The sequence below is a fragment of the Cyanobium sp. ULC065 genome (genome assembly GCF_977927515.1).
This window is the reverse complement of sequence record NZ_OZ376393.1, coordinates 878,757-889,639: the sequence shown is the minus strand read 5'-3', so window position 1 is coordinate 889,639 and position 10,883 is coordinate 878,757. Positions and strand designations below refer to the sequence as shown.

Annotated in this window: 7 protein-coding genes, 2 tRNA genes and 1 rRNA gene; 2 read left to right on the top strand and 8 right to left on the bottom strand. The window is 61.4% G+C overall.

Translation table 11 applies throughout. The features are described 5' to 3' along the window. Positions 1–291: 291 nt before the first annotated feature. The 8 genes from ACXMDP_RS04190 to ACXMDP_RS04155 form a co-directional block, all read right to left on the bottom strand. Positions 292–363 (bottom strand) — tRNA-Ala (locus tag ACXMDP_RS04190). Positions 364–372: 9 nt separating this feature from the next. Continuing rightward, a tRNA-Ile gene (locus tag ACXMDP_RS04185) sits at positions 373–446 on the bottom strand. 265 nt (positions 447–711) lie between these two features. Then, positions 712–2,193, bottom strand: a 16S ribosomal RNA gene (locus tag ACXMDP_RS04180). A 625-nt stretch (positions 2,194–2,818) separates the two neighbouring features. Next, positions 2,819–3,628, bottom strand: a complete 810-nt coding sequence (locus ACXMDP_RS04175; RefSeq protein WP_259730108.1) for an inositol monophosphatase family protein — start codon at positions 3,626–3,628, stop codon at positions 2,819–2,821. Further along, the gene (locus ACXMDP_RS04170) at positions 3,625–5,025 is read right to left on the bottom strand and encodes a BCD family MFS transporter (RefSeq protein WP_259730109.1); all 1,401 of its coding nucleotides are present in this window, start codon (positions 5,023–5,025) and stop codon (positions 3,625–3,627) included. Before ACXMDP_RS04170 ends, ACXMDP_RS04175 begins: the two co-directional genes overlap by 4 nt. A 67-nt stretch (positions 5,026–5,092) precedes the next feature. Continuing rightward, positions 5,093–6,847 (bottom strand): TolC family protein, encoded by a 1,755-nt coding sequence (locus tag ACXMDP_RS04165; RefSeq protein ID WP_399233397.1) that lies wholly within the window; start codon positions 6,845–6,847, stop codon positions 5,093–5,095. A 68-nt stretch (positions 6,848–6,915) separates the two neighbouring features. Next, entirely contained in the window at positions 6,916–8,304 is a 1,389-nt protein-coding gene (locus ACXMDP_RS04160) for a TIGR03279 family radical SAM protein (RefSeq protein ID WP_259730111.1), read from the bottom strand. Positions 8,305–8,424: 120 nt separating this feature from the next. Then, positions 8,425–9,300 carry an undecaprenyl-diphosphate phosphatase gene (locus ACXMDP_RS04155; RefSeq protein ID WP_255101437.1) on the bottom strand — a complete coding sequence of 292 codons (876 nt, stop codon included), beginning with the start codon at positions 9,298–9,300 and terminating at the stop codon, positions 8,425–8,427. Positions 9,301–9,399: 99 nt separating this feature from the next. On the opposite strand from ACXMDP_RS04155, the gene ACXMDP_RS04150 reads away from it, so the two are divergent. Together ACXMDP_RS04150 and psbU are read left to right on the top strand one after the other, a co-directional pair. Next, on the top strand, positions 9,400–10,176 hold the full coding sequence (locus tag ACXMDP_RS04150; RefSeq protein ID WP_457767083.1) for a DUF3120 domain-containing protein: 777 nt from the start codon (positions 9,400–9,402) through the stop codon (positions 10,174–10,176). Positions 10,177–10,374: 198 nt separating this feature from the next. After that, positions 10,375–10,752, top strand: coding sequence for a photosystem II complex extrinsic protein PsbU (gene psbU / locus ACXMDP_RS04145; protein WP_094514757.1), 378 nt, complete (start codon positions 10,375–10,377; stop codon positions 10,750–10,752). Positions 10,753–10,883 lie beyond the last annotated feature (131 nt).

Sequence of the window (10,883 nt, the reverse complement as noted above, 5' to 3'; positions counted from 1 at the left end):
CACACTTCAAAAGTTTCTCTCGAAACCTTTCAGCAAAAATCGAGCATCCATGAGATGCTTTCATTTCCAGACTTTACTTATGCAGTTGTCAAGGTTCGGCTGAACATCAGAGCATGATTTTAGACTTATTCAGTCTCAATTCATGCTGCTAGAGCTCAGCGTCTTTTCAACTGGATGGCAATTCCATCTCAAATGAAAAGAAGCTGAATTCTCGATCAGCGGACATGTCTCGTCACACCGTGGCATGGCTCGGGTTCCTCCTCCTGCTTTCGCTGTGAAGGGTTTGGTCAGTGGAGGTTAGCGGACTCGAACCGCTGACATCCTGCTTGCAAAGCAGGCGCTCTACCAACTGAGCTAAACCCCAAACACGAATGGGCCATCCTGGACTTGAACCAGGGACCTCACCCTTATCAGGGGTGCGCTCTAACCACCTGAGCTAATGGCCCAGGAGTTTTACCTTTCCATTAAGCGCCTCCCTTTCGGGATTCACTCTCTGTGGGGTGTGACCTAGACAAAGTTTAGGAACTGAAAAGACGCCTCAGACAAGTCTTCAATCACATCCATCATCCTGGATATAATTTCTGCTTTCTGATTTGTCAGCTGAGGTACCGATCGACCTTCGAGATGACAGGATTGTGGCCTAAGACAAAGTTGCTACTCAGATTTTCATCCTCATAGCGCTCAGACATCACAATCAGTTTTGTCTCCCTGTTAGGAGGTGATCCAGCCGCACCTTCCGGTACGGCTACCTTGTTACGACTTCACCCCAGTCATCAGCCCCACCTTCGGCGTCCTCCTCCCTTACGGGTTGGAGTAACGACTTCGGGCATGGCCAACTTCCATGGTGTGACGGGCGGTGTGTACAAGGCCCGGGAACGTATTCACCGCAGTATGCTGACCTGCGATTACTAGCGATTCCTCCTTCACGTAGGCGAGTTGCAGCCTACGATCTGAACTGAGCCACGGTTTATGGGATTTGCTAGCTCTCGCGAGTTTGCTGCCCTTTGTCCGTAGCATTGTAGTACGTGTGTAGCCCAGGATGTAAGGGGCATGATGACTTGACGTCATCCACACCTTCCTCCGGTTTATCACCGGCGGTCTCTCTAGAGTGCCCAACTGAATGCTGGCAACTAAAGACGTGGGTTGCGCTCGTTGCGGGACTTAACCCAACATCTCACGACACGAGCTGACGACAGCCATGCACCACCTGTCACTGCGCTCCCGAAGGCACTCCCAAGTTTCCAAGGGATTCGCAGGATGTCAAACCCTGGTAAGGTTCTTCGCGTTGCATCGAATTAAACCACATACTCCACCGCTTGTGCGGGCCCCGTCAATTCCTTTGAGTTTCACACTTGCGTGCGTACTCCCCAGGCGGAACACTTAACGCGTTGGCTACGACACCGAGGGGTCGATTCCCCCGACACCTAGTGTTCATCGTTTACGGCCAGGACTACAGGGGTATCTAATCCCTTTCGCTCCCCTGGCTTTCGTCCATGAGCGTCAGTTATGGCCCAGCAGAGCGCCTTCGCCACTGGTGTTCTTCCCGATATCTACGCATTTCACCTACACCGGGAATTCCCTCTGCCCCTACCACACTCTAGCCCAGCAGTTTCCATTGCCTGGATGGAGTTAAGCTCCACTTTTTAACAACAGACTTGCTGGGCCGCCTGCGGACGCTTTACGCCCAATAATTCCGGATAACGCTTGCCACTCCCGTATTACCGCGGCTGCTGGCACGGAATTAGCCGTGGCTTATTCCTCAAGTACCGTCATGTCTTCTTCCTTGAGAAAAGAGGTTTACAGCCCAGAGGCCTTCGTCCCTCACGCGGCGTTGCTCCGTCAGGCTTGCGCCCATTGCGGAAAATTCCCCACTGCTGCCTCCCGTAGGAGTCTGGGCCGTGTCTCAGTCCCAGTGTGGCTGATCATCCTCTCAGACCAGCTACTGATCGAAGCCTTGGTGCGCCATTACCACACCAACTAGCTAATCAGACGCGGGCTCATCCTCAGGCGAAATTCATTTCACCTCTCGGCATATGGGGTATTAGCGGCCGTTTCCGGCCGTTATCCCCCTCCTGAGGGCAGATTCCCACGCGTTACTCACCCGTCCGCCACTAGCCCGAAGGCTCGTTCGACTTGCATGTGTTAAGCACGCCGCCAGCGTTCATCCTGAGCCAGGATCAAACTCTCCGTTGTATTCACTGTTCCTTTAAATCAATTCATCAAAGCCTTTAGCATTCGCTAAACTCTTAAACTCGTCGATCGCAAACAATGCCGTCTACGTCCAAAATCATCAACCTCTTCAAAACCACACTCGCGTATCGATTCTTCAAAGCTCATGCTTTCAGTCGTGACCTCCTTCCTTGGAAGGGTTCGAGAGCGCATCTACAATCAAGCAATCTTGCTTTCGCCTCATTGCTCGATGTTCAATGACTTTCCAAATCACTCAGATCCGGTCGCTTCCTCGTAAACCGAAACTTGCATCCCTATTCACATCGTGAGAACGCAAATAGAAACATCTCAGCTCACTCAGTCGCTTGTTTCTTTTTGACGGGACCTCACACCTTTGCTGCACGTTCGTCACTTCCTCCAAAGGCAGCGCTTCCGCGCTCTCCTCCTTCGGTCATGACGCAGCAAAAGCGTCAGTTCCTAAACTTTTTAGTTGTCCAGGTGCGCCTCCCCCTTCTTCAGGGTTCGGCTCTCGCGGCTTCCTCAGCCGCTTTCAAAACTTACAGCATCGTCGGCTCGCGCCTCCTTCTCCGTAAGCCCTGCAGCGCTCGCCTCTCGGCTCCCGCGCAGTCCAAAAAACTAGCACACAAACTCACCCCCCCGCTTCAACCAATGCCTCCGCCCATGGCGCGAAGCGTGCCAGCTGCTCGCTATTGCTCGCCGCAAGCACGGGAAAGTCTGTGCTCGCAAGGCTTTCGCCAGCTACTAGAGGGGTGGGACTGCGTTGCAGCCACTGCAGAGAGCAGCCCAGCTCTGTAAGCACAAGCCAGGCCGCGGCCAGATCCCAGATCTTGGGCGTGGCCTCCAGAGCTGAGACGGTCTGGCCCATTGCCACGCTGACGAGGTTCAAGCTGGCCACACCGAGCAGGCGGATCTTGCCGGGAAACCTGCGGTCGGGGAGCTTCTGCAGCACGCCGATCGACCGGCTGCACAGGGACGCACAACCGGTCTGCAGCTGCTGGGTGGACGGCGGCAAGAGACGTTTGCCGTTACGCCACGCTCCCTGGCCCCGCACCGCCACGATGCGTTGTCGCAGCGGAGGGACATCAAGGAGGGCCAACACGGGAACCCCTGCCTCGAAGCGGGCCATCGAAATGGCCCAGTAAGGGATGCCCGCCGCGAAGTTGGTGGTGCCATCAAGGGGATCCACCACCCAGAACGCCTCTGTGGCAGGGACAAGATGCCTCCCCTCCTCGCTCAGCACCCCTTCGCCGGGATAGAGCTCAGCCAGGCCCTGCACCAGGGTCTCGTCACTCCAGCGATCGCAGGCGGTGATCAAGCTGCCATCGGCCTTGGCTTCGAATGCCATGTGGCCAAAATCGTTGCGTTGCCGCTCTGCCACCGCATCAAGCAGGGAGTTGAGCCGCAGCGCATCCGCCGGCAACGCGTGGGCAAAGGTCATCCGAGCTCCATGGCAAGCACCTGGGTGAGGCTGCGGCTGGTGTCCTCGCGGAACCGGTGCAGATTGACGCGGCTGAGCATCAGCAAGGCAGCCAGTGCGACCAGTGCCTCGATGCCCAGCACAAGAGCGAAGGGGGGGAAGGGTCCCTGCAAAGGGAAGAGTGCTCGACCAAGGTCGAGCAGGCCACCACCGAGCAACTTGGCGATGGCCCGGGACAATGCCTGGGCCAGGCCCCACACCCCGACAAAAGTGCCGGCCGCCTCGGGCAGGGTGAGATCAAGCATCAGGCAGAGCGCACTGTTGGTTCCGATGCCGGAAGCCAGGCCGAACAGGATCATCAGCCCTTGCAGAACTGCCACACGGGCGGTGAAGCCGGCCAGCAGCAGGAGCAATAAGGAGATCAGGATCAGTCGACAGCCAAGGCGGGCCGCCGCGAATTTGCCTAGACGCGGCACGATCCACAAACCGGCCAGGATCAGACCCACCAATGTGCCGGACCCCCAGAGCGCATTGAGCGACGCGGTGGCGGCGATGGGCATGCCGAACACATCAGCTCCATAGCTCTCCAGGATCGGGTCCTGGAGGAACAGGGCCAGGGTGAAAAGAATCAGGAAGGTGAAGAAGATCGCCACCTGCGCGCTTGATCGGATCAGACGCCAGGCCCGCGACAGGGTGATGGCGTCGTCGCGATCGGCGGCGCTGCTCAGTGATTCACCAGCCCGGGCGGGCTCGATCCCCCAGGTGGCCACGAGCGTGAGCAGGAACACCAGCCCGGCCGATCGCAGCATGAATGGCCTGAGAACCGTTTCGAGGGTGGCCCGATCTGTGATGCCATCGAGGCCGCGGAGGCTCAACGAAATGGCAATGGCACCGATCACAATGCCGATGGTGAGCATGCACCAGATGATGCTCACGGCCCGGGGGCGTTCCTGCTCCTGGGTGCGGTCGATCACCAGGGCGAGATACGGGGTGGTGGCCATCGACACCGCCAGCCCATAGAAGGCAAACAGCCCGCACAACAGCACCACCCCCAGCAGAACCCCCTGGCCGTCAGCGCTGTCCATGGCCTCCGCCAGGCGGAAGATCAAGGGAACCACCAACACCGCCAGAGCGCAGAAACAAGCGCTGCCCGCCCAGATGTAAGGCGTGCGATGCCGGCCGGCGATGGCGTGGCGATCGGAAATCTGGCCGAAAAGGATGCGCGACGGGGCAACGAACTGCTCGAAAGCCAGTGCTCCGCCCACCAACAAACCGGGGAAGCCCAGTTCGCTGAGCATGATCCGGTTCAGCAGACCGGCAAACACAACCGCGAGAAAACCGAGCGATCCCTGGAACAGACCCAACCGAATGGTGGTGACGAACGAAAGGCCTGGCGGCGCCGTCGCTGCTTGGGTCATCCGGGTGGTCGGCGACGACACCGTGACCCTATCAACGGAACCAAGTCAGCCAAAAGGGAAGTGGCGATCAGGGGGAAAGCGGTCCTGCACCACCGGGTCCTCGGACCTCCGCCTGACAGGCAGGTTGGAGCGGCTGGGGATCGATTGGAATCTGGGTGGCGGGATCGACGGCCGGCTTGACCGCTGTTAATGCCGGAGGCTTGCAGAAGGCCACCTGATCAAGGCCCGTACGACGGCGCAGTTCCGCCAAGCGCTTGTTGTAGTCGGTGACGGCGGTGGCGTACCTCACCTCCGCCTGGGTGAGGTCGCGCTGGCTGTCGACCACTTCCCGCTGGGTGGTGACGCCGGCTTGAAACCGCAGCCTGGCCAACCGCAGCGCTTCACGGGAAGAGATCACCTCCCGGGACGTGGTGGTGATGTCGCGGTTGTTCTGCAGCAGCTGATAGAAACTGGTTTCCACCTCAAAGCGGATGGCATCCCTCCGGCTGGCGAAATTGAAGCGGTTCTGCTCTGCAGCCTGCTTCTGCTGACGGAACTCGGCGGCAGCGCGTCCGCCATCGAAGAGCGTCCAGCGAAGATTCAGACCAATGGCGTTGTCAATGGAGTAAGAAAAATTGTCGAAGTTGATAGACTGACCCTCCGGGACGTTGGTCTGACCATTGCTGCGATCCCAGCCAAAGTTATTGACGATGCTTAAGAATGGCTGCGTTGAGCCGAGGGAAGCGTTGGCATTGCTGTTCGCAATCGAGATGTCGAGCAACACTTGATCGAGCTCCTCGCGGAACGCAAAAGCCGCCACGATGCTCTCCTGCAACGAGGGAATCCAGGTGGCAAGAACCCGCGCAGGCTCCTTGGCCGTCGGGGTGATGTCTTGAGGGAGGTCGAGCAGAGCGGCCAGGCTGCGGCGGGCAATCGCCTGGGAGGACAACTGGTTGGTGAGTAGCTGCTGGTCGCGGGCAAGCTGGGTTTCAGCCTGAAGCACATCCAGCTTGGTAGAGACACCCGCTTGGAACCGTGCACGAGCATCCTTAAGGCTGACGAGGGAGGCCCGCACAGACTCCTGACCGATCCTCACACCCTCGTCGGTGAGCTGAAGGTCGAAATAAGCCTGGGCAGCCTGCAAACGAAGATCTCGTAGAGCAATCAGGTATTGGTTCTGCGCTTTCTCGAAGGAATCGCGTGCTGCGGAAATCTGGGGAACCCGCTGCGGATTGATCAGATCCCAATTGATGCCGATATTCATCGAGGCACCGATCCGAGCACCAATGGTGGCACCGGTAGGAGCAAACAGTCCGGTGGCGGAGTTCTGGAAGCTGTAGCTATTACGGAGTGACGGGAAGTTGTTCTGGGTGGTGAGGTTGATTGTGGGATACCAGGCCGATATCTGAGCCCTGAGATTGGACTGCGCCTGCTCAACCTGTGACGCCACTGCCTTGAGGTTGGGGTTGTTCACCTCTGCCAGGGTTTCCACCTCCTGCAGGCCCAATGGACGGAGCTGCTGGATTCTCACTTGGGAAGGAAGATCCGGGAGTGCAAGCGGCGGCGGGGCAACCAACGGTTGCAGCGCTTCGGGCAACTGGCGAGCCGCCGGTGCAAGCACCGAGGGATCGGACCGCGGGCGCTCCCCCTTCAACTCGGTAGCCGTGGGCAGGGCGCCAGAGCCGGCAGTGGAAGGCTGGGCAGGAGACGGAGCAGTGCCCGCAGCCTTGGAGCTTGGCTCAGCGGTGGTGGTGGGTTTCTGAGCAGTGGTGTCTGGGCCAGAAGAAAGGACTGGGGTGCTCTGTGCGAGCGATGGACGGGCGCCCAGCGGAAGGAACACCATCCCTGCCAGAGCACACGAAGCAAGGAGGGAGGGGCGCACGCGTCGTGAGACCTGATAACCAGCTGAGTTTAAGGAGGATGGGCAAGAGCGCCGACGCAGGCAGACACGAAATCATCTGCCCCATCCACGACCCGGATCGGCACCCCCAGACGGTCTTTGATCACACAAAGGGGGAGGTCGTCGAGGAACACCGGCTCTCCCTGCCGCAGCATCACCCCGGGTAGCAGAAGCATGTCGCCGAGATCCGCCCCGGCCAGCCCCGCCAACAAATCAGAACCCGTTAGCAGGCCGGTGACCACCAGATCCTGCCCCCAGTAGGGGCTGGGCAGGCCGAACAACTGCAACGTCAACCCCTGCACTGCGTTGAGCCGCTCCACCACAGGCGAGAGCGCACCGGCCACAAGTCCACCCACCACCCAACTGACACGCCGTGGAACGGCGAGGCGCTTCGGCAGGGAGGTGGTGGCCCGATCCAGCGCTTCGAGGAAGGCGCGAATGCTGCCGACGCCGTTTTCCTGCTGCGGCAGATCCTCGTAGTTGAGGCGCTCCGGCAGCGGCTGACCTGCCATCAGGTACCACTCATCGGACAGCCAGGCGAAACGAGTGTCGAGCTGCTGCTGGAAACCCTGCTGCAGGCGCTCCACCAAGGCGATCACCCTCCCGGCACAGGCAGGATCAACAGGCCTGAGGCCATCACCACTGGGGCGGAAGCGGGTGAGGCCAACAGGCACGACTGCGGCAGAGAGCACGGCAGGCCAGGACCCCGACGCAAACCCCGCCAGATCCTTGAGGGTGCGCTCGAGGGCAGGGCCATCGTTCAGGCCAGGGCAGACGACCACCTGGGCATGGATCTGGAGGCGACGTTCGGCGAACCAGACGAGCTGTTCCAGCAGCAAGCCCGCACGTGGATTCACCAACAGGCGGCTGCGCAGAGCCGGATCGGTGGCGTGGACGGAGACGAACAACGGCGACAGCCGCTGCTGTTCGATCCGCTCCCAATCGGCAGCAGTGAGGTTGGTGAGGGTGAGGTAGGAGCCGTAGAGAAAGCTGAGGCGGTAATCGTCGTCCTTGAGGTAGAGGCTGCCGCGACGCCCCGGCGGCTGCTGGTCGATGAAGCAGAAGGGGCAGTGGTTGTTGCACTGCCGCAGGCCATCAAACAGCGCCTCGGTGAAGCCGAGCCCAAGCCCCTCATCAGCCTCCTTCTCCAGCTCCACCCGATGACGCTCGCCGCCAGGATCCTCCACTTCAAGCACCAGCTCCTCTTCGCCCACCAGTACCTGCAGATCGATCAGGTCGCGTGGACGCACTCCATTGATGCTCAGCAGCCGATCACCGGGTTGGAAGCCCAGGTCTTCGCCGATCGAACCGGGCTCCACAGTGGCCACAACGGCGGGCTGGGGCTGACGGCCCGGGGTGGCATCGGCCAACGCCAGGCCGGCGGATGGTTCGTTCCACATCGGGCGGTGGGCATCAGGCTCCAGTGTGGAACCCAGCAGGCGGGGCTGGTGGGCCTGGTCGCAAGGGCCCTGCTGGGCACGCGGGGCTGCTCTGTGCAGCAACGCTCCTGCCAGCTGCCTTCAATTGAGCAAGGCCGGGGCTGCCTGACGAGCCCAGACCAGCAGTGCGACGCCGAAAACGAGCCGGTAGGCCACGAACACCCAGGTGCTGTGGGCCTGAAGGAAACGGAGCAACCAGGCGATCGCCAGCCAGGACACCACCGCCGCCGAGAGGATTCCGACCAGCAAAGGCAGAGGGCCCAGCGAGGCGCTGGCGGCAAACGCCGACTTCAGCTCCACCAGCCCGGCCAGGGTGATCGCCGGTATGCCGAGCAAAAACGAGAAGCGCGCGGCGGCAGGGCGCTGCCAGCCATCGAACAGCGAGGCCGTGAGGGTGCTGCCGGATCGGGACACGCCGGGGATGATGGCGAGCATCTGGGCAAGCCCGACCACCAGGCCATCAACGGGACGCACCTGGGGCAGTTCCTTGCGGCGACGGCCGACCACTTCGGCACAGGCCAGCAACAGCGCCATCACGATCGAGACGATCGCAATCGAGGGGATGCTGCGCAGCACGGAGGTTTCGTAGCCGCTCCAGAAGCGCTTGATGGCGCTGCCGGCCGCCACGATCGGCAAGGTTCCAACGGCCATGGCCAGTCCAAGTCGGGCGGACGGATCACGCCATTGCCCATGGCGGAAGGCCCGGGACATCCCCACCGCCACATCCAGCAGATCGCGGCGAAAGTAGAGCACCACGGCGGTAATGCTGCCGAGCTGGATCACGGCCGTGACGGCGACGCCGGGATCACCCCAACCCAGCAGCACGGGCACGACCTTGAGGTGGGCGGTGCTGCTGATCGGCAGGAATTCGGTCAGTCCCTGGACCACGCCCAGCACAAGGGCCTGCCAGCAGGCCTCCAGCAGTCCCGGTGCCTGGGACGGAAGGACAGGAGGCATGGGGACGGTCGTCAGGACATGACGTGACCTTATGGCGGGCGGCTCCCGCCAGCCACCCAGCAATCCCCTAAGGTTGGCAACCTTTCTTCATACGTGCAGGTGCCCGGGGTTTCGCTCTACCTTGCCCGCGTCTCAACCCTGGAGCGATCCCCCGAGGTGGTTCTGGCTGTACCACTGTCATCGGGGGCCACCTGGCCAGCGAAGCACGCCCCTGCCACGCGCGAGCTGGGCTGGCTCCTGCCGGTCGCCGTGGGGATGCTCGTGGCCCTGCCGGTGTTTTTGCAGGCGCCATGGGTGCGGTTGCATCCCACCAGCGCCACCGCCTTCACAACCGTGCTGCTGAGCGCCGGGCTGTTGCTCGGTTGGCGCGGCCAGGGCCAGTGGCGCGAACTGGGCGGCGTGCTGGTGGGCTTCAGCGGCAGCTGGCTGGCTGGTTGTCTGTTCTGGGGGTGGTTCCGTCTGCACCCGGCCTGGCATCTGCCGGTCGAAGCCTTCGCTGTGCCGATCGCCTGGGCCGGACTCTCGACCCGCTGGCGCAGCGCCGGGGCTTTCTACCTCGCCTCCCTGCTGGGAACGGCCTGCACGGATGGCGCCATGCTGCTCACGGGCGTGATGCCCCTCTGGCCCCAGGTGCTTCAGGCACCAGCCGAGCAGGCCCCCGAGCTGCTGCGCAAAGCCGCGGAGCTCGTGTTGCAGCCGCTGGCGCTGATCGAAATCGCCACGATCGCCACCGGGCTGATCCTGCTTGGGCGGCGCTGGTGGCCGCAGGGAGCCAGTGGTCGGGTGGCGGCAGCCGCCTTGATCACCACCCTCGCGGTTGATGGGCTTTTCCTGGGTGCAGCGCTGTTGAGCCCGCACCTGAGCGGACTGATCTGATCCCACCTGCTGAGCGGCTCCGGCTGGGCCTTTCAAGCAGGGCCAAGGCCAGGGAGCTCTGATCTGGAGCGAAGCCTCCCGCCCGTTCATGGGCCGATTGAAGAACTGCAAAAGCCAGGGGGCTGCGGTGCAGGGATCGCAGTGGGCCGCTGTAGCGTTGCCGCGGTGCCGACCGGCTGCCTCAAAAGGAGATTTTCGATGAAACGGGTGGTTGCCTGGCTGATGAGTGGTGTGCTTCTTGCGGGCCTGCTGATGGCCATGGCTCTGCCCCCTGCGGCCTTCGCTGATGCCCCGCGCAACGTGGCGGACGACAAGATCGCCGCTGCCGTCGGGAAGGTGGACCTCAACAACTCTCCGGTCCGTAGCTTCCAGCAATTCCCTGGGATGTACCCCACGCTGGCCGGCAAGATCGTGCTGGGCGGCCCTTACGAATCCATTGACGACGTGCTCAGCCTTGACCTCACGGAGCGCCAGAAGGAGCTGTTTGAGAAGTACCGCGATAACTTCACAATCACTCCTCCTTCCATTGCCCTCAACGAAGGCTTTGACCGCATCAACAATGGTGTCTACCGCTGATCCAGCTCTCTTCTGATTCCCATCTGGCCGCCGGGGTTCATCCGGCGGCTTTTTTGTCGTTCCGTTGACTGCATCGACCCCCAGGCCGTCGTCTTTCCAGCCACCGCTGGCGACCACCTGGGATGTGGTGG